Here is a 21,715-nt window from a genome sequence, read left to right on the forward strand (position 1 = left end):
CTCTCGCTAACTCGTGAATGGCACCACTATAAGGCGTCGCGGCTGGCGTGGTACAGGCTGACCCTGCGGAATTCGTGTGGCTCGGCCAGGTCCGGCAGGGTCAGTGCTTCGAGCACGCCCAACTGCTGGTACAGCGGGTGGCTGAAGTCGCGTACCCGCGAGTCGGCCACCAGCGCCTGGCGGCCGCGGCTGAGGAAGGCATCCAGCAGCGGCAGGTTGGCGCGGTCGTACAGCACATCGGCAACCAGGATCAGGTCGAAGCGGTCGTCCTCGGCAAAGAAGTCGCTGCTGTAACTGAGCTCTACCCCGTTCAGCGCGGCATTGGCGCGGCAGGCATGGAGGGCCAGCGGGTCAAGGTCGCAGGCCACCACTTCCAGTGCCCCGGCGCGCGCGGCGGCAATGCCGGCGATACCGGAGCCGGCGCCAAAGTCCAGCACGCGCTTGCCGGCCACCCATTCCGGGCGTTCGGCCAGGTACCGGGCCATGGCCAGGCCACTTGCCCAGCAAAAGCTCCAGTAGGGCGGCTCGTCAAGAATGCGCCGGGTTTCGTCGCTGCTGAAGGCGCGGTCCATGTTCTGGTCGTCGATCAACCACAGCTTCAAGTCACAGCCGGGCAGCTCGCTGACGATCAGGCGCGCTTCGCCGATCAGGCCGCTGAGAGCCTGTTGCAGGGCCAGTGGCGCCACTTAAGGTGCCTTCTCGAAACGCAGCGGGCCGGTGGCCTGGGTCTGGGCCTGGCTGATACGTACCGGCGGCAGGTGCATGATCAACTGGCCGGAACGGCTGGCGCGGCCACGTAGCTCGACCCGCGCGCCGGCCGGGAAGGCTTCGGGGTTGAAGCGAAGGTGGTAGGGCAACGCTTGCCCGGTGCCGGTCAGGTTGCTGCTGGCCAGCAGGCGTTGCGGGCGGTCGCGTTCGTCGATGACCAGCAAGGCCAGTTCCACGTCGGCACCGGCCGGGATTTCCAGCAAGGTGCCGCTCAGTTCACGCTGGTAGGCCGGCAACGGGCCCAATACTTCGGCCGGTTTGGCCGAGCGGGTTGGCGTGGGCGCCGGGGGTGTATCGGTCTTCGGCCTGTCGCTGCCGCAAGCGGCGAGCAGGGCGGCGCAGCACAGCACGACGAGCGCTCGGTAGTGCATGGGGGAGTCCTTAACGGGCAGATTTCCCATGGATGTTAACCCCTTTGGCTTGTCTTGCCAGTGCAATGCGCTACCATGGCCCTCCCTTTTTTTGTTGCCTGCCACCATGCACTGTCCCTTTTGCGGTGCCAACGACACCAAGGTCATCGACTCTCGCCTCGTTGCCGAGGGCGAGCAGGTGCGCCGCCGCCGCGAATGCGTGGCCTGTGGCGAGCGCTTCACCACCTTCGAAACCGCCGAACTGGTGCTGCCCCGGCTGATCAAGCAGGACGGCACGCGCCAGCCGTTCGACGAAGACAAGCTGCGCGCCGGCATGCAACGGGCCCTGGAAAAGCGCCCGGTCAGCGTCGAGCGTCTGGAAGCGGCGCTGGCCCACATCAAGAGCCGCCTGCGTGCCACTGGCGAGCGCGAAGTCAAATCGCTGGTGGTGGGTGAAATGGTCATGGCCGAGCTGCGCAAGCTCGACGAGGTGGCTTATATCCGCTTTGCCTCGGTGTACCGGCGCTTCCAGGACCTGGACGAGTTCCGCGAAGAAATCGACCGCCTGGCCCGTGAGCCAGCCAAAGAGTGAACATGCCCAGCCAAGCCGCCATCCTTGACGCCCACTACATGGCCCGCGCGCTGGAGCTGGCGCGCAAGGGCCTGTATACCACCCACCCCAACCCGCGCGTAGGCTGCGTGATCGTACGTGATGGCGAAGTGGTAGGCGAAGGTTGGCACGTGCGCGCCGGCGAGCCGCATGCCGAAGTGCATGCCCTGCGCCAGGCCGGTGAGCGTGCTCGTGGCGCTTGTGCCTACGTTACCCTTGAACCGTGCAGCCACCATGGGCGCACGCCGCCGTGTGCCGAGGCGCTGGTCAAGGCCGGTGTGGCGCGGGTTGTGGCAGCCATGCAGGACCCTAACCCGCAAGTGGCGGGGCAAGGCCTGCGGCGCCTCGCCGAGGCCGGTATCGTGGTGGCCAGTGGCGTGCTCGAAGCCGAGGCCCGCGCACTCAACCCGGGCTTTCTCAAGCGCATGGAAACTGGCCTGCCGTTCGTGCGCGCCAAGTTGGCCATGAGCCTGGACGGCCGCACCGCCATGGCCAGTGGCGAAAGCCAGTGGATTACCGGCCCGGCTGCACGTTCGGCGGTACAGCGCCTGCGCGCCCGCTCCAGCGTGGTGCTGACCAGCGCTGCCAGCGTGCTGGCCGACAACGCCCGCATGACCGTGCGTGGCGCCGAGCTGGGCCTGGATGCCGAAACCACAGCCCTGGCTCTCAGCCGTACGCCGCTGCGCGTACTGGTCGATGGCCGCCTGCGCCTGCCACTGGATGCGCCGTTCTTCAAGGCCGGCCCGGCACTGGTGGTGACCGCTGTCGCAGATGACCCGCGCTATGCCGCTGCCGGCCACGAATTGTTGAACCTGCCAGGTGACAATGGTCAGGTCGACCTGCCGGCGCTGCTGCAGGCCCTGGCCGCTCGCGGCGTCAACGAAATCCTGCTGGAAGCCGGTGCCGGCCTGGTCGGTGCCTTTGCCCGCCAAGGCCTGGTCGACGAATATCAGCTGTTCGTTGCCGGCACCTTCCTCGGCTCCCAGGCCCGCCCGTTGCTGGACTGGCCGCTGGACAAGATGAGCGAAGCGCCGCGATTGAAAATTACCGAAATGCGCGCAGTGGGCGATGACTGGCGGGTCACAGCCATCCCCCTGCCGGCACCCGGCGTATAATGCCGGGCTTGCCCCGTGCAAACCGTTTTTGAGGAAGACCCCATGTTTACCGGCATCATCGAATCCATCGGCACCATCCGCAGCCTCACCCCCAAGGGTGGTGACGTGCGCGTCTACGTCGAAACCGGCAAGCTCGATCTGGGTGACGTCAAGCTGGGCGACAGCATCGCCGTCAACGGGGTATGCCTGACCGCCGTCGAACTGCCGGGCAATGGCTTCTGGGCCGACGTCAGCGTCGAAACCCTCAAACGCACCGCGTTCATTGACCTCAAGAGCGGCAGCAAGGTCAACCTGGAGAAAGCCCTGACCCCCACCACCCGCCTGGGTGGGCACCTGGTCAGCGGCCATGTCGACGGCGTCGGCGAAATCATCTCGCGCAGCGATAACGCCCGCGCCATCCAGTTCCGTGTGCGTGCACCCAAGGAGCTGGCCAAGTACATCGCCCACAAGGGTTCGATCACCGTCGACGGCACCAGCCTGACGGTCAATGAGGTCAATGGCGCCGAGTTCGAGCTGACCATTGTCCCGCACACCCTGTCCGAAACCATCATGGCCGACTACCGCGCAGGGCGTCGGGTAAACCTTGAGGTCGACCTGCTGGCCCGTTATCTGGAGCGCTTGCTGCTGGGTGACAAGGCTGCCGAACCGAGCAAGGGCAGTGGCATTACCGAAAGCTTCCTGGCCGCCAACGGCTTCTTGAAATCCTGATTGAGAAGGGGGTGCCGCGTGGCGCTCAACAGCATCGAAGAACTGGTCGAAGACATCCGCCAGGGCAAAATGGTCATCCTCATGGATGACGAAGACCGCGAGAACGAAGGCGATATCATCATGGCAGCCGAATGCTGCCTGCCCGAGCACATCAACTTCATGGCCAAGCACGCCCGTGGCCTGATCTGCATGCCGATGACCCGTGAGCGTTGCGAAACGCTGAAGCTGCCGCTGATGGCGCCGCGCAACGGCTCGGGCTTCGGCACCAAGTTCACCGTGTCGATCGAAGCCGCCGAAGGTGTCACCACCGGCATCTCCGCCGCCGACCGTGCACGCACGGTGCAGGCCGCTGCCGCCAAGGATGCCAAGGCCGAAGACATCGTCAGCCCTGGCCACATCTTCCCGCTGATGGCCCAGCCCGGCGGTACCCTGGCCCGTGCCGGCCACACCGAAGCTGCTTGCGACCTGGCGCGCATGGCCGGTTTCGAGCCAAGCGGCGTGATCTGCGAAGTGATGAACGACGACGGCACCATGTCGCGCCGCGCCGAGCTGGAAGTGTTCGCCGCCGAGCACGGTCTGAAGATCGGCACCATTGCCGACCTGATCCACTACCGCATGATCCACGAGCGCACCGTGCAGCGTGTGTCCGAGCAGCCGGTGGAAAGCGAGCTGGGCGAGTTCAACCTGGTCACCTACCGCGACGCGGTGGAAGGCGACGTGCACCTGGCCTTGACCCTGGGCAAGATCTGCGCCGAAGAGCCGACCCTGGTGCGTGTGCACAACATGGACCCGCTGCGCGACCTGCTGCTGGTCAAGCAGCCAGGCCGCTGGAGCCTGCGTGCTGCCATGGCCGCCGTGGCCGAAGCCGGCAGCGGCGTGGTCCTGCTGCTGGGCCACCCGCTGGATGGCGACGTGCTGCTGGCGCACATCCGCGAAAGCGCAGGCGATGCACCGGCCAAGGCACCGACCACCTACAGCACCGTGGGTGCCGGTTCGCAGATCCTGCGCGACCTTGGTGTGCGCAAGATGCGCCTGATGAGTTCGCCGATGAAGTTCAACGCGATATCCGGATTCGATCTGGAAGTTGTAGAATACGTGCCCTCCGAGTGACTTGAGGCGGCATTGACGCCCTCTGCTCGAGTCCAGACCCCTGTCGAGGCCGCTTGTATGCGGCCTCGCTCTTGAAGATGAGAATATCGGAATGACCCTGAAGACCATCGAAGGTACCTTCATCGCCCCCAAAGGTCGCTATGCTTTGGTGGTTGGCCGCTTCAACAGCTTCGTCGTTGAAAGCCTGGTAAGCGGTGCCGTTGATGCCCTGGTACGCCACGGTGTCAGCGAAAGCGACATCACCATCATCCGTGCCCCGGGCGCATTTGAAATCCCGCTGGTAGCACAGAAGGTCGCCCAGCAAGGCGCCTACGACGCGATCATCGCCCTGGGCGCCGTGATCCGTGGCGGTACCCCGCACTTCGAATACGTGGCGGGCGAATGCACCAAGGGCCTGGCCCAGGTGTCCATGGAGTTCGGTGTTCCGGTGGCCTTCGGCGTACTGACCGTCGACTCCATCGAACAAGCCATCGAGCGTTCCGGCACCAAAGCCGGCAACAAAGGTGCTGAAGCTGCCCTGTCCGCACTGGAAATGGTCAGCCTGCTGGCGCAGTTGGAGGCCAAGTGATTAGCGACGAAAGCGATCGTTTCAACCCGCGCGATCCAAAACCTGCGGATGCCGGCAAGCCCTCGAAAAGCGCCAAGCGTCGCGAAGCCCGCAAGCTCGCGACCCAGGCACTGTACCAGTGGCACATGGCGCAGCATTCGCTGAACGAGATCGAAGCGCAGTTCCGGGTGGATAACGATTTCACCGACGTCGACGGTGCTTATTTCCGTGAAATCCTGCATGGGGTTCCGGCAATCAAGGGCGAAATCGACAAGGCGCTGGCGCCTTGCATGACCATGACGCTGGAAGAGCTCGACCCGGTCGAGCTGGCTGTGCTGCGCCTGTCCACCTGGGAGTTCATCAAGCGCGTCGACGTACCGTACCGCGTGGTGATCAACGAAGGTGTCGAGCTGGCCAAGGTCTTCGGTGCCACCGACGGCCACAAGTTCGTCAACGGCGTGCTGGACAAGCTGGCGCCGTCGCTGCGTGAAGCCGAAGTCAAGGCGAACAAGCGCTGATTCTGGCGCTGTAGAGCCATGGGTGAGTTCGAGCTGATCAACCATTACTTCGCCGCCGCGCCTTGTGCGCAGGGCGGCGAGGGCGTGGCCCTGGGTATTGGCGACGACTGCGCCCTGCTAGCCCTTCCCCCCGGTGAGCAACTGGCGGTGTCGACCGACACCCTGGTCGCCGGGGTGCATTTTCCCGCTGTTTGCGATCCGCTGCTGCTTGGCCAGCGTTCGTTGGCCGTGGCCGCCAGTGACCTGGCCGCCATGGGCGCGACTGCGATCGGCTTTACCCTCGCCCTGACCCTGCCGGACGTTGGCCCTGACTGGCTGGCGGCGTATGCCGACGGCCTCAGCCGCATGGCCCACCGTTGCCGCATGAGCCTGATCGGGGGTGACACCACCCGGGGCCCGCTGAGCATCACCGTCACCGTGTTTGGCCGCGTGCCGGCAGGCCAAGCGTTGCGCCGTAGCGGTGCACGGCCAGGCGACCTGCTGTGCGTCGGCGGTGTGCTGGGCAAGGCGGCCGGCGCGCTTCCGCTGGTGCTGGGCGAACGCGAGGCGCCTGCCGAACAGGCCGAGCCGCTGCTGGCCCATTACTGGTCGCCAACGCCGCAGCTCACCCTCGGCACGCTGCTGCGTGGCCGGGCCACGGCGGCGCTGGACATCTCCGACGGCCTGCTCGCTGATTGCGGGCACATCGCCAAGGCGTCCGGCGTTGCGCTGGAGGTGAACCTGGCCCAGGTGCCAGTGTCTCCTGCTGTAGAGGCGTTCCTGGGGCGCGAAGCGGCAGTACAGGCAGCCCTGGCCGGTGGCGACGACTACGTGCTCGCCTTCACGCTGCCGCCTGAGGCGCTGGCGCTCCTGGCTGACCTCGGCATGGTCGAGGTACATACCATTGGCCGTGTGCTCGAAGGGCAGGGTGTCACCTTGCGCGACGCACAGGGCCGGGACATCACCCCCGTTCAGCGGGGCTATCAACACTTTAGGGAGACACCGTGACCGATCACCCCAATCAGGTGCCTGCGGAGTTCGTTCCGCCTTCGGTCTGGCGCAACCCGTGGCACTTCATCGCTTTTGGCTTCGGTTCCGGTACCTTGCCCAAGGCCCCGGGCACCTGGGGCTCGCTGGTGGCCATCCCGTTCATTCCGTTGTGGCAGCTGTTGCCTGACTGGGGCTACTGGCTGTTGCTGGGCGTGAGCATGCTGTTTGGCTTCTGGTTGTGCGGCAAAGTCGCCAATGACTTGCGCGTACACGACCATGAAGGCATTGTCTGGGATGAGATCGTCGGCATGTGGATCACCCTCTGGCTGGTGCCAGAAGGCTGGCAGTGGCTGCTGGCAGGGTTCCTGATGTTCCGCTTCTTCGACATCCTCAAACCCTGGCCGATCCGCTGGATCGACCGCCATGTGCACGGGGGCGTCGGCATCATGCTCGACGATATCCTGGCCGGCGTGTTTGCTTGGCTGGGCATGCAGGTTCTGGTGTGGGCGGTTGCCTGAACAGGGAGCGCTTGAATGGCCATAAGGACGTTGCTGTTGGCAGTGCTGCTGAGCGTTGCCCCATGGGTGGCAGCTGCTGAAGGCGTGCCGAAGCAGATCCACCTGGTCAGTGAAGAGTGGCTCGATTACACCAACGCTGACGGTACCGGGGTGGCCTGGGATGTGCTGCGCAAGGTGTTCGAGCCGGCAGGGGTCAAGGTGGTGGCCCAGAGCGCGCCCTATAGCCGTGCAGTCGGGCTGGTAAAGCGTGGCGAAGCCGATGCCTGGGTGGGCTCTTACAAGCAAGAGAACGACGACAACCTGTACCCGCGCTGGCACTTCGACATGGACCACATCTATGCCCTGGGGCTGGCTAGCAAACCTGTGCCTACTGCGCAGAATGTGGGCAAGTATCGCCTGGCCTGGGTGCGTGGCTACGACTACGGCAGCTACCTGCCAGATGTGCATGAATACCGTGAAATTCAGCGCCGCGAAGGCATTCTGCCGATGCTCGAGCATGACCGGGTGGACTTCTACATCGATGCACAGACCGAAGTCGATTATGTCCTGAGCCAGTCATCCCAGCCCGAGCGCTTCCGCCGTACCCATGTGGCCGAGCTGCCGCTGTACCTGGCGTTTGCCCGCAACGGCCAGGCCAAGGCGCTGTGTGACCTGTTCGACAAACGCATGGACGAACTGGTGCGCAGCGGCGAGCTGAAGCCGATTTTCGAGCACTGGAAACAGCCGTACCCTTTCGGCCCAGATAGCCGCCCGCATTAGCATTCAAAGGGTTTGCGCGGTCCCTGTAGGAGCGGGTTTACCCGCGAACACCGGCGGAGCCGGTGCCAGGCACCGCGTTGTCTGCTTCGCGGGTAAACCCGCTCCCACAGAGAGCGTGCCAAGCCCGCGCTGCTAAGCATCGAACTTTTCGATCTTAACCCGCGGTATTCAGCCCGCCCACAGCCTGCAACCGGCTGATACAATCGGCCCACGAGAAATTTCCAACTTATTCCAGGAGCACAACGTGCCCGTCGTCTTTGTTGCCGCCTCTAAACTCCCGACGCCATTCGCGACCTTCACCATGCATGGCTTCCTCGACGAAGCCACTGGCCGCGAGCACGTAGTGCTCAGCCTGGGTGACATTGCGGACGGCCAGCCGGTGCTGGGGCGCCTGCACTCCGAGTGCCTGACCGGCGATGCCTTGTTCAGCCAGCGGTGCGACTGCGGTTCGCAGTTGGAAGCCGCGCTGCAGGCCATCGCCCGTGAAGGCCGTGGGGTGCTGCTGTACCTGCGTCAGGAAGGCCGTGGCATCGGCCTGTTGAACAAGATCCGCGCCTACGAGCTGCAGGATGGTGGCGCCGATACCGTCGAAGCCAATGAACGCCTGGGCTTTGCCGCCGACCAGCGCGACTACGCCATCTGCTTGCCGATGCTGGAGCACTTGGGTGTGAAAGCCCTGCGCCTGATGACCAATAACCCGCGCAAGGTCAAAGCGCTGACCGACATGAATATCGTGGTTGCCGAACGTGTGCCGCTGCACACCGGCCACAACCCGCACAACCGTTACTACCTGGCGACCAAGGCCGGCAAACTCGGCCACATGCTGGGCAATGAACACCAGGGTGAGGTGCCCCAGGCGTGACCCGTGCCGAGGTCAAGCGGCGCCTGGCACTGGCCTGGTGGCAGTACCTGGCGATGGGCCTGGTGCCGCTGCCGGTCATGGCCTGGGCCTTTGGTGGTGGTGACGCGCTGATCCCGGTGCTGGCCATGCCGCTGTTCATCGCCGGCGCGGCGACCATGTTCCTCAGCCTGCCGCGCTTCGGCGCCTACAAGCGCGCACTGATCGCCACCTCCAAGGTGCTCGGCACGGGCGAAGAGCCCGCTGCCTGGATCGAACTGGCCCGGGTACGGCGCATGGCCATGTTGTACGCCTGCTTCCCGGCCTGGGTCGCCGCACTGTCGGTGCTGGTCGGCCTTGAGGCGGTGCCGCAAATCCTGCTGGCACTGTCTACCGTGGTGGTGCTGTACCTCTATCGCATTCCACGTCAGCTCGGCTGATGCGCCTGCTGCCAGGCCTGCTGGCGCTGTTCGCCTGCACCGCGCTGGCCGCTGACCCCCTGCGGGTGGTCAGCCTGGCGCCCTCGATGACTGAAATCATGCTCGAACTGCGGGCCGACGACCTGCTGGTGGGGGTGCTCGACGGTGGCGAGCGGCCGGCAGCGCTGCGCGACCTGCCCTCGGTTGGGCGCCAAGGGCAACTGAACATGGAGCGCCTGCTCAGCCTGCGCCCCGAGCTGTTGCTGCTCTGGCCGGACAGCGTGCCACCTGCCCAGCGCGACCAGCTCAAGCGCCTGGGCATCGCCACCTTCAGTGCGGAACCCCATGATATCGACCAGTTGATTTCCCAGATCGAAGCCATCGCCGAGCGTATCGGCCGTGCCGAACAAGGCCATCAGTACGCCCAGGCCCTGCGAGAGCGGCTGCAGCAGTTACGTGAGCAGTACCGGCGTGACGAGCCATTGCAGGTGTTCTACCAGGTATGGGACCAGCCCTTGTACACCCTGGGTGGCCGGCAGGTGGTGAGCGATGCCTTGGCAGTGTGCGGGGCGCGCAATGTGTTCGCCGACCTCAACCAGCCGGCACCGCAGGTGAATGTGGAGTCTGTGCTGCTGCGCAACCCACAGGTCATCCTGGCTGGCGATCCAGCGCAACTGGCGAGCTGGAAGGCTTGGCCGCAATTGCGTGCGGTTGCCGATGGCCGCTTGCTGGTGGTGCCCGACAAAGGTCTGGAGCGGCCCAGCGGGCAGATGATCGAAGCCACCGCACGCTTGTGCGCGTTGCTCGCGGCTAAAGCGCCGGCGTCCAGGTAACGCTGAACAACAGCGTGCGGCCTTCTTCGCGGTAGGGGTGGTAGGCACCCTCGTAGCTGTACAGGGCACGGCTGTGAGTGTGGTCCAGCAGGTTATCCAGCTTCGCTTCCAGTTTCAGTTCGTCAGTGGCTGCCCAACTACCGCGCAAACCGAGCAGGCCATAGCCACCGATGCGGTTGCGGTTGGCCTCATCGTCATAGCTGCCGCTGACCGCTTGCCAGCCTGCGCCCACGGTGAAACGCCCGAGTTCACGGTCCAGGTCCAGGCTCAGCGTGCGGCGTGCACGGCGGGCGAGGGTGTGGCCGCTGTCACGGTCACGAGGGTCGATCAGTGCCAGGCCCAGTTGGCTGTGCCAGGCGCCCCATTGTTGCGCCAAGGCCATTTCGAAGCCGTTGATACGGGCCGAGGCGACGTTGCGGGGTATCGAGTCCTGGCCGAACACGATCGCATCGCGCAGGTCGGTGCGGTACAGCGAGGCTTCCAGGCGGCTGTCCGCAGTCAGCTGGCTGCGCCATTGCAGCTCGTAGCTTCTGGAGTGCTCGGGGTTCAGGTCCGGGTTGCTGAACTGAGGGTAATACAGGTCGTTGAAGGTTGGCGCCCGAAAGCCTTCGCTGTAGGACAGCAGCACATCATTCTGTGCGTTCAACGGTACGGTCAGGCTGCCGCTCCAGGTGGTCTGGCCGCCGAACTGCTGGTTACGGTCATGGCGCACACCCACTTCGGTGGAAAACCGTTCGCCCTGGTATCGGTGCTGGACGAAGACGGCGCGGTTCCACCGGCTGTCCTCGGTGAAGTCGGTGCTGGCGTGCACGCGGTCTTCGTACCAGTCGCCACCCAGCAACACGCTGTGTCGCTCGCCCAGGGTCAGGTCGTTCTGCCAGGTGGCCTGATCACGGTAGGTATTGAACACGAAGCGTTCGGCGCTGAGCTTGTCGCGCTTGTCGTCGCGGTTCTCGCTGTGGGCCAGTTCCAGCCGCGTATGCCATGCGTCGGTGAGCTGGGCATCGAAGTAGCTGCCCAGGCTGCTGACGCTGAAATCGGTGTAGGGCTGTTGGCCGAAGCTTTCGAAGGTGACCGGGTCGAAGCCGCCGAACGGGTTGTCGTACTCACTGCGGCCACGGCTGTCGAGCAGGTTCAGCCCGGCCTCGAAGCGCTCACTGAAGGTGTGGCTCAGGCTCAGGTTGAATGCCTTGTTGCGGTAAGCGTCGTGGTCGCCATCGCTGGCGAATGACGGCCCGGTCGAGTCGATGCCGGCCGTTTCATCCAGGCTGGCGCCGAGGTTGAAGCGGGTCGCGTCGTTGCCGCCAGAAAGCCCCAAGCTGCGCTGGAATGTCTGGTTGCTGCCGGCGGCCATGCGCAGGCGCGGCTGCAGGCCGGGGCCATTGCTGCGCCGGGTGAAGATCTGGATTACCCCGCCAATGGCATCGCTGCCGTACACCGCCGAACGCGAGCCACGCAGCACTTCCACCCGCTCGATCTGGTCAACGTCGAGAAACTGCAGGCCGCTGTCGCCGGAGGTAGCGTTGGCGATGCGCACGCCATCGACCAGTACCAGGCTTTGTGCGGCCTTGGTGCCACGGATGAAGATGCCGGGCAGGCTGCCACGGCCACCGGTAGGCGCCACTTGCACGCCAGGCACGCGGCTGAGCAGGTCGGTGACGCTGGTGGGTTGCAGGCGGTCGATGTCGGTGCGGGTGAAGACGGTATTGGCGGCGCTGGTGACGGTGCGCGATTCGACCTGGCGGCTGGCGCTGATCAGCACGTCGGGGAGCTTGAGGGCGTCGTCGCGCTCGGCGGCCAGCAGCGGGAGGGGGAGGCAGAGCAGGGTGGCAAAAGTTGGGGCTTTCATGGGCAGTACCATTTTGCGAGGGCTGCGCCCTCGATCGCGACACAAGGCCGCTCCCACAGGTATTGCGCAAGCCTGGGGAGCGGTGAGGTCGCTGTGGGAGCGGCCTTGTGTCGCGATGGGCCGCAGAGCGGCCCCGGGGATTACAAGCCGAGCCTGGCCATGCGGGCCTTCACCGACGCTTCGATCCCGGCCGCATCCAGCCCGCACTCAGCCAGCATCTGTGCAGGCTTGGCATGCTCGACGTAGATGTCGGGCAAGCCCAGGTGCAGCAGCGGCTTGAGCACTGCCTGGCTGGCCAGGAACTCACCCACTGCAGCACCCGCGCCACCCATGATGGCGTTCTCTTCAATGGTCACCAGCAGCGCGTGGCTGCCAGCCAGTTCCAGCACCAAGGCCTCGTCCAGCGGTTTGACGAAGCGCATGTCAACCACTGTGGCGTTGATCTGCTCGGCCACCTGCATGGCCTCGGCCAGCTGCACGCCAAACACCAGCAGGGCGACGTTCTCGCCTTGGCGGCGAACCACGCCCTTGCCGATTTCCAGTGGCTCCAGGTCGCCGCTGATCGGCGCATTCGGGCCGGTGCCACGCGGGTAGCGCACGGCTGCCGGGCCGTTGTACAGGTGGCCGGTGCTGAGCATCTTGCGCAGCTCGTTCTCGTCGCTCGGGGTCATCACCAGCATGCCCGGGATGCAGCGCAGGTACGACAGGTCGTAACTGCCCGCATGGGTCGGACCGTCTTCGCCAACGAGGCCGGCGCGGTCGATGGCAAACAGCACATCGAGGTTCTGCACGGCCACGTCGTGGATCAGCTGGTCGTAGGCACGCTGCAGGAACGTGGAGTAGATCGCCACCACCGGCTTGCTGCCCTCGCAGGCCATGCCGGCCGCCAGGGTAACGGCGTGCTGCTCGGCGATCGCCACGTCGAAGTAGCGTTCCGGGTAGCGCTCGCTGAAGTCGACCAGGTCGGAGCCTTCCTTCATCGCCGGGGTAATGCCCACCAGGCGGTTGTCGGCGGCGGCCATGTCGCACAGCCACTGGCCGAACACGGCAGAGTATTTCGGGCCGCTGACTTTCTTTGGCGCGGCAGGCTTGTCGGCCGGCTCCAGCTTGGTGATGGCGTGATAGCCGATCGGGTCGACCTCGGCCGGGGCGAAGCCCTTGCCCTTCTTGGTCACCACGTGCAGGAACTGCGGGCCCTTCAGGTCACGCATGTTGCGCAGGGTGGCGATCATGGTCGGCAGGTCGTGGCCGTCAATGGGGCCGATGTAGTTCCAGCCCAGTTCTTCGAACAGCGTGCCCGGCACCAACATGCCCTTGGCGTATTCCTCGGTGCGGCGGGCGATTTCCCAGGCGCCTGGCAGGCGCGACAGCACCTTCTTGCTGCCTTCGCGCATGCTCGCGTAGGTGCGGCTGGAGAGGATCTTGGCCAGGTAGTTGGACAGGCCGCCGACATTGCGCGAAATCGACATGTCGTTGTCGTTGAGGATCACCAGCATGTCGGCGTTGACTTCCTGGGCGTGGTTCAACGCCTCGAAGGCCATGCCGGCAGTCAGCGCCCCGTCCCCGATCACCGCGATCGACTTGCGTGCGCTGTTCTGCAGACGGGCGGCAATGGCCATGCCCAGTGCGGCGCTGATCGAGGTGCTGGAGTGGCCGACGCCAAAGGTGTCGTACTCGCTCTCGCTGCGGCGCGGGAAAGCGGCGATGCCGTCCTTCTGGCGCAGGCTGAGCATGCGGTTACGGCGCCCGGTGAGGATCTTGTGCGGGTAGGCCTGGTGGCCCACGTCCCACACCAGCCGGTCGTCCGGGGTGTCGAATACGTAGTGCAGGGCGATGGTCAGCTCGATCACGCCCAGACCGGCGCCAAAATGCCCACCGGTCTGTCCCACGGTGTAGAGCAGTTCCTGGCGCAGTTCGTCGGCCAGGGTCTCCAGGTCGGCTTCGGCCAGCCGGCGCAGGCCGGCAGGCGTGTCAGCGCGGTCGAGCAACGGCGTGACCGGGCGTTCGCGGGGGATCTCTTGAAACGTCGTGGGCATCAGGCGAGTCGTTATAGGTGTGTGAAGACGCGGCAGTTTACCCCATTGTAGGAAATACTGCCCATTCAGACGGGTGTCGCACGGGGCTGCTTTGCAGCCCATCGCCGGCAAGCCAGCTCCCACAGGATCTTCACAGATCACAGGCCGCTGAGGTACCTGTGGGAGCTGGCTTGCCGGCATTGGGCGCGCAGCGGCCCCAATCAATCAGTTACGGCGTTCGACGATGTAGCGCGCCAAGGCCCGCAGCGGCTCGGCCGTTTCCCCGAAGCCTTGCAGTGCGATCAGCGCCTGGTCGCGCAGTTCGATTGCGTAGGCCTTGGCCGCTTCCAGGCCCAGCAGGGCCGGGTAGGTCGGTTTGTCACGCGCTATGTCGGCACCCTGGCGTTTGCCCAGGGTAGCGGTATCGCTTTCCACGTCGAGGATGTCGTCCTGCACCTGGAATGCCAGGCCGATGGCCTGTGCATACACCTGCAAGGCATCCAGCTGCGCCTGTTCGGCACGGGCGCTGGCCAGGGCGCCGAGGCGCACGCTGGCTTCAATCAGTGCGCCGGTCTTGTGCCGGTGCATGAACTCCAGTGCCTGCTGGTCCAGCTTCAGGCCTACCGAACCGAGGTCGATGGCCTGGCCGCCGACCATGCCTGCCGGGCCGGCAGCCTTGGCCAGGGCCTGGACCATGGCCAGGCGAATGCCGTCGGCCTGCGGGCTCAGGCCAGGGTCGAGCAGGGCACTGAATGCCAGGCTCTGCAAACCGTCGCCAGCGAGGATGGCGCAGGCTTCGTCAAATGCTTTGTGGGTAGTGGGTTGGCCGCGACGCAGGTCGTCGTCGTCCATGGCTGGCAGGTCGTCATGCACCAGCGAGTAGGCGTGGATCAGTTCGACCGCGCAGGCCGCGCCGTTGGCCTGTTCGGCCGGGGCGCCCAAGGCTTCGCAGGCCGCGTAGGCCAGCAGCGGGCGTACGCGCTTGCCGCCGTTCATCACGCTGTAGCGCATGGCGGCGTAAAGGCGTTCCAGCTCTTTGGACGGGGCAACGAACAGCGGTTCGAGGGCGGCGTCGACCCGAGCCTGGCAGCTGGCCTGGTAGGTGCCGATCATGCTTCCGGCTCCGCGTCGAAGGGCTGCGCGGCCAGTTCGCCGTCGCGTTCCAGGAGGATTTGCACCTTCTGTTCGGCCTGGGCCAGGGCACCCTGGCAATCACGGGTCAGGGCGATGCCTTGCTCGAAGGCGGCCAGCGACTCTTCCAGCGACAACTCGCCGTTCTCCAGGCGCTCGACCAGTGCTTGCAGGTCTGCGAGGGATTGCTCGAAATCGAGGGAGGCTTTTTTGCGGGCCATGGCGACTTTCTCGGTGGCATTCAGAACGGCGCGACACTAGCAGAGCGGGGCGGGGGGAGCAAACTTCCGACAGCTGCCCGGCTGATACAGGCCGCTCCCAAAAGGGCCGCAAAGCGGCCCTGTTCGGAGGATCAGGCCGGCTCTGCTTCCCGTTCCAGCAGCGCCTCGCGGTACCGCGCCAGCTCCTCGATGGTCAGCACCGGCAAGTTGTACTGCCGCGCATAAACCGCCACCTGCTCGCCACGCGCCATGCTGCCATCGGGGTTCATCAGCTCGCACAGCACTGCCGCCGGGCGCAGGCCGGCCAGGCGCGCCAGGTCCACCGAGCCTTCGGTGTGCCCACGGCGGGTCAGCACCCCGCCATTGCGGGCGCGCAGCGGGAACACATGCCCCGGGCTGACGATATGACGCTGTTCGGCGCTGGAGCGCAGTGCTGCGCCAATGGTGGTGATGCGGTCCTGGGCAGAAACCCCGGTGGTGATGCCTTCTGCAGCCTCGATGGTGACCGTGAATCCGGTGCCGTGGCGGGCCTGGTTGTTCTGCACCATTGGCGCCAGTTGCAGTGCGTCGACGGTGGCTTCGTCCAGGCACAGGCAGACGATGCCGCTGCAGTCGCGAATCATCATGGCCATGGTCTGCAGCGTAATGTTTTCGGCAGCGGCAATGATGTCCGCTTCGTCCTCGCGGTCGTCATCGTCAAGCAGCAGCACAGGGCGCCCGGCCTGGAAGGCGGCGATGGCGGCGGAAACAGCGGGGAATTGCGGATGGTTACGGGTGGACATGAAACGCTCCTCGTGAATGATCGATGAACGTCTCGGGGCGAACAAAATGCGCGCGCAGGGGCGCCCGGATGGCCCCTGCCTGACGCCTTCTTTCATCCGGACTATGACCGTCGGCTCTGGAGTTGCACCAGATCTGCTGACCCCCGGCATGGCCGGGGCGCTCGCGGGCTCATCTTTCGATTTACCGCCGGTGGGGACTTTCACCCCGCCCTGAAGACCGCCCAAGCATACCGCACCTTGCCACCCCGCTGGCAACCCACGGCTCTACGACCTTTGGCGGTATCATGCCGTCATGCATTCGAGGAACAAGCCCATGGATATTCTCCAGGTCGCCGGTGGCAAGCCGATCAAGTTGTGGACCGATGGCGTGCCGGTCGAAGACGAGGCCCGCCAACAACTGCTGAACACGGCCAGGATGCCGTTCATCTTCAAGCACCTGGCGGTGATGCCCGACGTGCACCTGGGCAAGGGCTCGACCATCGGCAGCGTGATCCCTACGGTCGGCGCGATCATTCCCGCAGCGGTTGGCGTGGACATCGGCTGCGGCATGATCGCCGCGCGCACCTCGCTGCACGCCCGTGACCTGCCAGACAACCTGCATGGCTTGCGCAGTGCCATCGAGCAGGCGGTGCCGCATGGCAAGAGCTTCGGCAAACGTGACCAGGGCGCCTGGGCCGATGTGCCGGCCAAGGCGGACAAGGCCTGGGGCCAGCTGGCCGGGCGGTTCAAGGCCATTACCGACAAATACCCGCGGTTGGAAAAGACCAATAACCGCCACCACCTGGGCACCCTGGGCGGCGGCAACCACTTCATCGAAGTTTGCCTGGATGAGGCCGACCGCGTCTGGTTCATGCTGCACAGCGGCTCGCGCGGTGTGGGCAATGCCATCGGCAACCTGTTCATCGAACTGGCCCAGGCCGACATGCGCCAGCACCTGGCCAATCTGCCGGACAAGGACTTGGCGTACTTCGAAGAAGGCAGCCGCCATTTCGCCGACTACGTCGAAGCGGTGGAGTGGGCGCAGGAGTACGCCCGGCAGAACCGCGAGCTGATGATGCTGGCCGTGGTCGGCGCTGCTCGCAAGGCGCTGGGCAAACCGTTCGAGGCCAGCCTGGAAGCGGTGAACTGCCACCACAACTACGTGCAGCGTGAGCAGCATTTTGGCCGCGAAGTGCTGGTCACGCGCAAAGGGGCGGTGTCGGCACAGAAGGGGGAACTGGGCATCATCCCGGGCTCGATGGGGGCCAGGAGCTTCATCGTGCGTGGGCTGGGCAACGAGGAGTCGTTCTGTTCCTGCAGCCATGGCGCAGGCCGGGTGATGAGCCGGACCAAGGCCAAAAGCCGCTTTACCGTCGAGGACCAACGGCGTGCCACGGCGCATGTGGAGTGCCGCAAGGACAAGGACGTCGTCGACGAGATCCCGATGGCGTACAAAGACATCGACGCGGTGATGCGTGCCCAGCAGGCGCTTGTAGAGGTGGTTCATACCCTGCGCCAGGTCGTGTGTGTGAAGGGGTAGCGAGAAGTGCCATAACTGGCTACCACACAGTGCGCCGGGTAGTTCCTAGAGTGTCGCGCAGCCCACTTGGGGCAGACACCTGAGGATTGCAGATATGGCCACGCTTTACCCGTTCACTGACAGCGACGTCGATAATGCCTTCGCCCAGCTCGACCACGCATTGTTCGACAAAGCGCGCGAAGCTGATGGGCCTGAAAGTGACCCCACCCCGAACATGCTGATCGTTGCCGGTGCCCAAGGGTCGGGCAAGACCTACTTGCTGGAGAAGCAGTTGCTACCCAGCGAGCGCTACCCGAACCATGTGCGACTGTACTTGCCCGAATTTCGCAAGCTGCACCCGCACTACGCCGAAATGAGCGAGCACGGTGTGCTGCACGTGTACGAGCACACCGAAGCCTTCATCAGGGCACTGAGCGGCAAGGTGTTTGAATACGCTTTCGCCAACCGTTACAACATCATCATGGAAACGGCATTGGACGACGCAGCATTCGCCGGCTTCCAGCCTGCGGCCGTAAAAGCGGGTTACCGCTTCGAAATTCACATGATCGCCTGCAAGGTGGAATTCAGCCATTGGGCGACCCTCGACCGCGGCGTGAAGAGCGTCGCCAAGGGCGAAATCGAGCGATTCGTGGCGTTGTCGCAGATCCAGAGCTCACAGGCGAATGCCAAAAAGATCCTGAACGCTTTCGAACACGCCTGTACGCAGGCCCCTGGTTCGCAGGTCACGCTTTATGAGCGTGGCTTCGAAACGGATCAGCAGAGCAAGGTGCTGTGCCACAGCATCTGTGATGCCCCTGGTGTGTTGACTCCCCAGGCGGACTACGATGGCCAGCCATTTTTCCGGGCGCCTTACCACGACACACTGGTTGAAATCCGGCGTAGCCCTGAAGGCAACGATTCTGGCGCCTACCTGCAATTCTTCCAGGTCGTGCATGCCGGCATGCTTGATGAGCCGGTGCGCCAACAGATGGTAATGGCCTGCTGCAAGACCCTTGGCCGTAGCACCGACCTGGTACCCAGGATTTCCAGGGATGCCTTCCGCGACCTGAGCCAGTACCTGCTCAAGTACACCTATCCCTGATGATACGAGGGCGCAGCAGGCCGGAGCCGGATAGGCGGTTATTTGGCCAGCTGCTCTATCACCGTATTCAAAGAGGCCCCCAGCATTTGCCCATGGTCGAGTCCTTCGAACCGTTTGAAGTGGACCCGAAGGCCTTTTACCCTGGCCAGGTCTGCCGCCAGTTCTCGTGCAGGCCTCTCGACATCGCCCTTTAGCTGCGCCCTGGGGTTGGCAGGCTCCTCGCTGCCGCGCATCAGCAGCAGCCGTGCAGGGCTGTTGCCCAAGCGTTGCGCAAGGCCCTGCGCCTCCTGCACGATCGCCCCGTCATGCCACCACAGTGAAGGGCTGGCCGCCGCATAGTCACTGAACACCCCGGGCCGGGTGAACAGCGCATGCAGCACGGCCAGCCCGCCGTAGGAATGGCCCCAAAGCGTCTGTCGCTGCAGGTCGATGGGGGCCAGCCCGGCCACCATCGGCCGCATGCGCTCGGTCAGCAGGTCCAGAAATGCATCCACGCCACCACTGGGCTGGCCGGTCAGCGGGTCACGCTGCTCGGCCTGCCCAGGCAACGCCGGGGTGTAGTCATAAGTCCGCCCCGCCCGCTCGATACGCTGCTCGGTCTGGTACCCCACGGCCACCAGCAAGGGTGCCTGACCGGCGGCAAGTTTGGCCAGTTGCTGGCTGTTCAGCGCGCCGAGCGCAGCATTGCCGTCGAGCATCCACAGTACCGGGTACCCCGATGCTGGCGCCGTGCGGTTCGGCGTACCGACCCACAAACGGTAATGACGCTGGCCATCGGCCGAGTCCAGGTCGAGCTGGGTGAAGCGGTAGGCCAGGTCCTGACGCTGCAGCAGCGAGGTGTCCATCTTCTGGTTGCGCTCGGGCTGTGCCAGGGCAACGGGGGCTGCAAGGGCCAGTGCCAAAGCCAGCGTCAGGGTCATCTTGCTCATCAGGCGTCTCGTCAGGGCTTTGCGAGGAACGCAAGGCTGGAACGCCCAGATGATAATCAGTCCTGATTGAGCGTAAAGCGCATTAACTTTCTAAACAGTCCCTGGCCATCGGCAAGGTCAGGTGCAGGCACAGCCCAGGGTGGCCATTGCTGGCCCACAAGCGGCCGCCTTGCAGCTCGATGGCGCGTCGGGCGATGGCCAGGCCCAGGCCGAAGCCCGCGCCGCTGTCGGTCAGGCGCTGGTAAGGCTTGAAGATGCGTTCAAGGTCGGCGTCAGGTACGCCGGGGCCCTGGTCGCTCAGGCACAGGTGCCAGCAGTCGCCTTCACGCCAGCCCTCCAGGCTGACCCGGCCCTCGGCCGGCGAGTGGCGAATGGCATTGCGCATCAGGTTTTCCAGGGCCTGGGCCAGGCTGTCCAGATGGGCCTGTACCAGGCAATCGGTGCCGAGTGAACACGGCAGGCGTGCACGGTCCCAGCCACTTTCGAAGCAGGCGTCCTGGCACAGTGCTTCCCATACGGAAACCATCAGTATCGGCTCGGTCGGCAAGCTGGGCTGTTCGGTGTCCATCCAGGCCAGGTCCAGCGTGTCTTCCAGCAGTTTCTGCATGTCGGCGACTTCGCGGTCCAGGCGCTCGCGCAACTGCAGCGGCGGCAAGTCGCTGTCATGGGCGATTCGCAACCGTGCCAGGGGTGTGCGCAGCTCGTGAGACAGCGTGCGCAGCAGCAGGCGCTGTTGCTCCAGGCTCTGGCGCAGGCGCCCGGCCATGTGCTCGAAGGCCTGTGCCAGTTCACCCAGCTCGTCACGGCGTGCCAGCAGGGGCAGGGCGGGGCTGTCCAGGTCATCGGCACGCAGGGCGTCGGCGCGGTCGCGCAGGCGGTTCAGTGGTACGACTAAATGCCGGTACAACGCCAGGCCCAGCAGCAGGGCGAGCAGCGCAGGTGCAACGCCGTGGGTGATCACATGGGTCCATGGCGTCAGGCCGGTGGGCAGCAGGCGTTCGGGCAGTTGCAGCACCAGGCGGCCGCGCTCGGGGTGTTGCGGGAATTCGATGCTGACGTAGGGCAGCTCATCCTGCAGGCGCCGGCTCATGGGCCAGTCCAGTTTGCGCATGAAGGTCAGGTGGCTCGCCTCCTCGGCGCTCAGCGGTGTGGTGCCGAGGCTTTGCAGGTGCGGGCCGATCACCGCCACCCAGGTGTCCTCGGCCTGTTCCAGTTGCCTGCGCCAGGCCTCGGCGCCTACCGCACCGCCCTGGTTCCAGGCGTCTTCAGCTTGTTGCGCATAGCGCGCCAGGTAATCCTGGTCGGCCGGGGACAGAAAATAGGTGCTGCGCTCCACCGACAGGCCCCAAGTCCAGATCAGCCAGATCAGCAACAGGCAGAAGCTGACCTGCAGTACGGCCAGTTTCCACAGCAACGGGTGGCGACGCATCAGGGCTGTTCCGTGTCGACCAGGAGATACCCCTGCCCGCGCACGGCCTGGATCTGCAGGTGCTGGGCACTGATGTCGGCCAGTTTGCGGCGCAGGTTGCACACGTGCACGTCCAGGCCCCGGTCCAGGCGGGTATAGGCCCGGTGCAGCACGGTCTGGTACAGGAAGGGCTTGCTCAAGGCTTCGCCGGGATGCGCCCGCAGCGTCACCAGCAAGCGGAATTCGGATGCGGTGAGGCCAGCGGCGTTGCCGTTGTGGATAACGTCCTGGCGGTCGTGGTCCAGCATCACTTCGCCGACGTCGGCACGCAGCGCCGTGCCGCGATCAAATGCCACGCGCCGCAGCAAGGCATCGACCCGTGCGTCCAGCTCCGCCAGGCTGAAGGGCTTGGGCAGGTAGTCGTCGGCACCACGGGTAAAGCCACTGATGCGGTCCTGCTCGGCACCCAGCGCCGACATCAGCATGACCGGCACCGCCTGCTGGCGGCGCAACTCGTCGAGCAGGCTGAGGCCATCGATACCCGGAAGCATGATGTCCAGCAACACCAGTTCGAACGGTGTTTGCCCAAGGGCGTCCAGGGCCTGGGTACCAGTGGCACAGGCGTGTACCCGGAAACCGCGTTTGAGGAAATGGCGTTCCAGGTCCTGACGCAGGCTTGCGTCGTCTTCGGCGAGGAGAAGTGAGGTGGGCACGGGGA

24 protein-coding genes and 1 riboswitch are annotated in these 21,715 nt (G+C 65.0%); of the genes, 14 read left to right on the forward strand and 10 right to left on the reverse strand.

Going from position 1 to position 21,715, the window contains the following annotated elements; all coding sequences use genetic code 11:
- Positions 1-26: 26 nt before the first annotated feature.
- Both MRBLPB4O_RS02590 and MRBLPB4O_RS02595 read right to left on the reverse strand, forming a co-directional pair.
- Positions 27-686 (reverse strand): 50S ribosomal protein L11 methyltransferase, encoded by a 660-nt coding sequence (locus tag MRBLPB4O_RS02590; RefSeq protein WP_341797436.1) that lies wholly within the window; start codon positions 684-686, stop codon positions 27-29.
- Positions 687-1,139 (reverse strand): YbaY family lipoprotein, encoded by a 453-nt coding sequence (locus MRBLPB4O_RS02595; protein WP_016497778.1) that lies wholly within the window; start codon positions 1,137-1,139, stop codon positions 687-689.
- A gap of 106 nt (positions 1,140-1,245) precedes the next feature.
- Here MRBLPB4O_RS02595 and nrdR point away from each other — a divergent pair, with 106 nt between their 5' ends.
- From nrdR to MRBLPB4O_RS02655, 12 genes are all read left to right on the forward strand, one after another.
- Positions 1,246-1,710: a transcriptional regulator NrdR gene (gene nrdR, locus MRBLPB4O_RS02600; RefSeq protein WP_009685710.1), complete on the forward strand. Its 465-nt coding sequence runs from the start codon at positions 1,246-1,248 to the stop codon at positions 1,708-1,710.
- A 2-nt stretch (positions 1,711-1,712) separates the two neighbouring features.
- Positions 1,713-2,843: a bifunctional diaminohydroxyphosphoribosylaminopyrimidine deaminase/5-amino-6-(5-phosphoribosylamino)uracil reductase RibD gene (gene ribD, locus MRBLPB4O_RS02605; RefSeq protein ID WP_341797437.1), complete on the forward strand. Its 1,131-nt coding sequence runs from the start codon at positions 1,713-1,715 to the stop codon at positions 2,841-2,843.
- Between the two features lie 42 nt (positions 2,844-2,885).
- Entirely contained in the window at positions 2,886-3,551 is a 666-nt protein-coding gene (locus tag MRBLPB4O_RS02610) for a riboflavin synthase (RefSeq protein WP_016497780.1), read from the forward strand.
- A gap of 18 nt (positions 3,552-3,569) precedes the next feature.
- The gene (gene ribBA, locus MRBLPB4O_RS02615) at positions 3,570-4,661 is read left to right on the forward strand and encodes a bifunctional 3,4-dihydroxy-2-butanone-4-phosphate synthase/GTP cyclohydrolase II (RefSeq protein WP_016497781.1); all 1,092 of its coding nucleotides are present in this window, start codon (positions 3,570-3,572) and stop codon (positions 4,659-4,661) included.
- A 91-nt stretch (positions 4,662-4,752) separates the two neighbouring features.
- Positions 4,753-5,229, forward strand: coding sequence for a 6,7-dimethyl-8-ribityllumazine synthase (gene ribE / locus MRBLPB4O_RS02620; RefSeq protein ID WP_003255395.1), 477 nt, complete (start codon positions 4,753-4,755; stop codon positions 5,227-5,229).
- Positions 5,226-5,726: a transcription antitermination factor NusB gene (gene nusB, locus MRBLPB4O_RS02625; RefSeq protein WP_023049296.1), complete on the forward strand. Its 501-nt coding sequence runs from the start codon at positions 5,226-5,228 to the stop codon at positions 5,724-5,726. Before ribE ends, nusB begins: the two co-directional genes overlap by 4 nt.
- A gap of 18 nt (positions 5,727-5,744) precedes the next feature.
- Positions 5,745-6,713: a thiamine-phosphate kinase gene (gene thiL / locus MRBLPB4O_RS02630; protein ID WP_341797438.1), complete on the forward strand. Its 969-nt coding sequence runs from the start codon at positions 5,745-5,747 to the stop codon at positions 6,711-6,713.
- Positions 6,710-7,213, forward strand: coding sequence for a phosphatidylglycerophosphatase A (locus MRBLPB4O_RS02635; RefSeq protein WP_010951803.1), 504 nt, complete (start codon positions 6,710-6,712; stop codon positions 7,211-7,213). Before thiL ends, MRBLPB4O_RS02635 begins: the two co-directional genes overlap by 4 nt.
- Before the next feature lie 15 nt (positions 7,214-7,228).
- Positions 7,229-7,972 carry a transporter substrate-binding domain-containing protein gene (locus MRBLPB4O_RS02640; protein WP_341797439.1) on the forward strand — a complete coding sequence of 248 codons (744 nt, stop codon included), beginning with the start codon at positions 7,229-7,231 and terminating at the stop codon, positions 7,970-7,972.
- Between the two features lie 244 nt (positions 7,973-8,216).
- Complete coding sequence (gene ribA / locus MRBLPB4O_RS02645) at positions 8,217-8,834, forward strand: GTP cyclohydrolase II (protein WP_016484701.1); 618 nt, start codon at positions 8,217-8,219, stop codon at positions 8,832-8,834.
- Positions 8,831-9,250, forward strand: a complete 420-nt coding sequence (locus MRBLPB4O_RS02650) for a hypothetical protein (RefSeq protein WP_016497785.1) — start codon at positions 8,831-8,833, stop codon at positions 9,248-9,250. The genes ribA and MRBLPB4O_RS02650 overlap by 4 nt, the downstream gene beginning before the upstream one ends.
- Complete coding sequence (locus MRBLPB4O_RS02655) at positions 9,250-10,062, forward strand: cobalamin-binding protein (protein WP_341797440.1); 813 nt, start codon at positions 9,250-9,252, stop codon at positions 10,060-10,062. Before MRBLPB4O_RS02650 ends, MRBLPB4O_RS02655 begins: the two co-directional genes overlap by 1 nt.
- Here MRBLPB4O_RS02655 and MRBLPB4O_RS02660 read toward each other — a convergent pair.
- The 5 genes from MRBLPB4O_RS02660 to ribB form a co-directional block, all read right to left on the reverse strand.
- Complete coding sequence (locus MRBLPB4O_RS02660) at positions 10,040-11,911, reverse strand: TonB-dependent receptor (protein WP_341797441.1); 1,872 nt, start codon at positions 11,909-11,911, stop codon at positions 10,040-10,042. The two genes, MRBLPB4O_RS02655 and MRBLPB4O_RS02660, sit on opposite strands and share 23 nt — an antisense overlap.
- A 140-nt stretch (positions 11,912-12,051) precedes the next feature.
- Positions 12,052-13,947, reverse strand: a complete 1,896-nt coding sequence (gene dxs / locus MRBLPB4O_RS02665) for a 1-deoxy-D-xylulose-5-phosphate synthase (protein WP_019472347.1) — start codon at positions 13,945-13,947, stop codon at positions 12,052-12,054.
- 204 nt (positions 13,948-14,151) lie between these two features.
- Complete coding sequence (ispA, locus tag MRBLPB4O_RS02670) at positions 14,152-15,039, reverse strand: (2E,6E)-farnesyl diphosphate synthase (protein WP_016497789.1); 888 nt, start codon at positions 15,037-15,039, stop codon at positions 14,152-14,154.
- The gene (locus MRBLPB4O_RS02675; protein WP_003255380.1) at positions 15,036-15,278 is read right to left on the reverse strand and encodes an exodeoxyribonuclease VII small subunit; all 243 of its coding nucleotides are present in this window, start codon (positions 15,276-15,278) and stop codon (positions 15,036-15,038) included. The genes ispA and MRBLPB4O_RS02675 overlap by 4 nt, the downstream gene beginning before the upstream one ends.
- A gap of 131 nt (positions 15,279-15,409) precedes the next feature.
- Entirely contained in the window at positions 15,410-16,060 is a 651-nt protein-coding gene (gene ribB / locus MRBLPB4O_RS02680; protein WP_341797442.1) for a 3,4-dihydroxy-2-butanone-4-phosphate synthase, read from the reverse strand.
- Positions 16,061-16,140: 80 nt separating this feature from the next.
- Positions 16,141-16,282, reverse strand: a riboswitch (FMN riboswitch).
- A 91-nt stretch (positions 16,283-16,373) separates the two neighbouring features.
- Between ribB and MRBLPB4O_RS02685 the strand changes: the two genes are divergently transcribed.
- Together MRBLPB4O_RS02685 and MRBLPB4O_RS02690 are read left to right on the forward strand one after the other, a co-directional pair.
- Positions 16,374-17,579: an RtcB family protein gene (locus tag MRBLPB4O_RS02685; RefSeq protein ID WP_016497791.1), complete on the forward strand. Its 1,206-nt coding sequence runs from the start codon at positions 16,374-16,376 to the stop codon at positions 17,577-17,579.
- Positions 17,580-17,673: 94 nt separating this feature from the next.
- A complete protein-coding gene (locus MRBLPB4O_RS02690; protein ID WP_341797443.1) occupies positions 17,674-18,660 on the forward strand; it encodes a zeta toxin family protein in 987 nt (328 codons plus the stop codon).
- Between the two features lie 38 nt (positions 18,661-18,698).
- Here MRBLPB4O_RS02690 and MRBLPB4O_RS02695 read toward each other — a convergent pair whose 3' ends face one another.
- From MRBLPB4O_RS02695 to MRBLPB4O_RS02705, 3 genes are all read right to left on the reverse strand, one after another.
- On the reverse strand, positions 18,699-19,589 hold the full coding sequence (locus tag MRBLPB4O_RS02695) for an alpha/beta hydrolase (protein WP_341797444.1): 891 nt from the start codon (positions 19,587-19,589) through the stop codon (positions 18,699-18,701).
- A gap of 82 nt (positions 19,590-19,671) precedes the next feature.
- A complete protein-coding gene (locus MRBLPB4O_RS02700; protein WP_341797445.1) occupies positions 19,672-21,018 on the reverse strand; it encodes a sensor histidine kinase in 1,347 nt (448 codons plus the stop codon).
- Positions 21,018-21,710: a response regulator transcription factor gene (locus MRBLPB4O_RS02705; protein WP_341797446.1), complete on the reverse strand. Its 693-nt coding sequence runs from the start codon at positions 21,708-21,710 to the stop codon at positions 21,018-21,020. The genes MRBLPB4O_RS02700 and MRBLPB4O_RS02705 overlap by 1 nt, the downstream gene beginning before the upstream one ends.
- Between the last annotated feature and the right edge of the window lie 5 nt (positions 21,711-21,715).

Source organism: Pseudomonas sp. LPB4.O (genome assembly GCF_038383825.1).
Taxonomy (GTDB): Bacteria; Pseudomonadota; Gammaproteobacteria; order Pseudomonadales; family Pseudomonadaceae; genus Aquipseudomonas; species Aquipseudomonas putida.

Bases quoted from the DNA above. Each gene is read 5' to 3' on its own strand.
- thiL (WP_341797438.1), top strand. From the start codon at position 5,745: ATGGGTGAGTTCGAGCTGATCAACCATTACTTCGCCGCCGCGCCTTGT.
- dxs (WP_019472347.1), bottom strand. From the start codon at position 13,947: ATGCCCACGACGTTTCAAGAGATCCCCCGCGAACGCCCGGTCACGCCG.
- MRBLPB4O_RS02640 (WP_341797439.1), top strand. From the start codon at position 7,229: ATGGCCATAAGGACGTTGCTGTTGGCAGTGCTGCTGAGCGTTGCCCCA.
- ribE (WP_003255395.1), top strand. From the start codon at position 4,753: ATGACCCTGAAGACCATCGAAGGTACCTTCATCGCCCCCAAAGGTCGC.
- MRBLPB4O_RS02690 (WP_341797443.1), top strand. From the start codon at position 17,674: ATGGCCACGCTTTACCCGTTCACTGACAGCGACGTCGATAATGCCTTC.
- MRBLPB4O_RS02685 (WP_016497791.1), top strand. From the start codon at position 16,374: ATGGATATTCTCCAGGTCGCCGGTGGCAAGCCGATCAAGTTGTGGACC.
- MRBLPB4O_RS02610 (WP_016497780.1), top strand. From the start codon at position 2,886: ATGTTTACCGGCATCATCGAATCCATCGGCACCATCCGCAGCCTCACC.
- MRBLPB4O_RS02675 (WP_003255380.1), bottom strand. From the start codon at position 15,278: ATGGCCCGCAAAAAAGCCTCCCTCGATTTCGAGCAATCCCTCGCAGAC.
- MRBLPB4O_RS02660 (WP_341797441.1), bottom strand. From the start codon at position 11,911: ATGAAAGCCCCAACTTTTGCCACCCTGCTCTGCCTCCCCCTCCCGCTG.
- MRBLPB4O_RS02700 (WP_341797445.1), bottom strand. From the start codon at position 21,018: ATGCGTCGCCACCCGTTGCTGTGGAAACTGGCCGTACTGCAGGTCAGC.
- ispA (WP_016497789.1), bottom strand. From the start codon at position 15,039: ATGATCGGCACCTACCAGGCCAGCTGCCAGGCTCGGGTCGACGCCGCC.
- nrdR (WP_009685710.1), top strand. From the start codon at position 1,246: ATGCACTGTCCCTTTTGCGGTGCCAACGACACCAAGGTCATCGACTCT.
- MRBLPB4O_RS02695 (WP_341797444.1), bottom strand. From the start codon at position 19,589: ATGAGCAAGATGACCCTGACGCTGGCTTTGGCACTGGCCCTTGCAGCC.
- ribB (WP_341797442.1), bottom strand. From the start codon at position 16,060: ATGTCCACCCGTAACCATCCGCAATTCCCCGCTGTTTCCGCCGCCATC.
- ribD (WP_341797437.1), top strand. From the start codon at position 1,713: ATGCCCAGCCAAGCCGCCATCCTTGACGCCCACTACATGGCCCGCGCG.
- MRBLPB4O_RS02655 (WP_341797440.1), top strand. From the start codon at position 9,250: ATGCGCCTGCTGCCAGGCCTGCTGGCGCTGTTCGCCTGCACCGCGCTG.
- MRBLPB4O_RS02595 (WP_016497778.1), bottom strand. From the start codon at position 1,139: ATGCACTACCGAGCGCTCGTCGTGCTGTGCTGCGCCGCCCTGCTCGCC.